Source organism: Mesorhizobium sp. M0768, from assembly GCF_040320195.1.
Taxonomy (GTDB): Bacteria; Pseudomonadota; Alphaproteobacteria; order Rhizobiales; family Rhizobiaceae; genus Mesorhizobium.
In genome coordinates, this window is record NZ_JAMYPD010000128.1 from 1 (window position 1) to 526 (window position 526).

A 526-nucleotide genomic window follows, 5' to 3' on the forward strand; every position below is an offset into this window, starting at 1 on the left:
GCCCAACGATCTGTGGCAGATGGACTTCAAGGGTCATGTGCCGTTGCGCGCCGGGCGCCTGCATCCGCTGACCGTGCTCGACGACCATTCGCGGTTCTCGATCGTGCTGTCGGCCTGCTCCGACCAGACCACCGAAACCGTGAAAACGCGCCTGATCACGGCCTTCCGCCGCTATGGCCTGCCCTTTCGTATCGCCACCGACAACGGCCCGCCTTGGGGCGATGGCGGCCGCAACGACTTTACCCTGCTCGGCGTCTGGCTGATCGAAATCGGCATCGCCATCGGGCATTCCAGGCCGTATCATCCCCAGACGCTGGGCAAGGAGGAGCGCTTTCACCGCACGCTCAAGGCCGAGGCACTGCAGGGACCGCCGTTCGAGAACCTGGCGGCGGCCCAGCGGGCCTTCGACCGCTGGCGCCACATCTACAATCCTGTTTCATAACACCCATCTGTCTATGTCGTTGAAGTGAATAGGTTTTGCTGATCTGGATGCGATCCCGTGGGGTATTTTGGGTTTTGCCGCGCG

At 62.5% G+C, this 526-nt stretch carries 1 pseudogene; it reads left to right on the forward strand.

From position 1 onward, the window contains the following. A pseudogene (locus NKI08_RS34650) lies at positions 1–430 on the forward strand (DDE-type integrase/transposase/recombinase); the annotation flags it as partial. Positions 431–526: the final 96 nt, after the last annotated feature.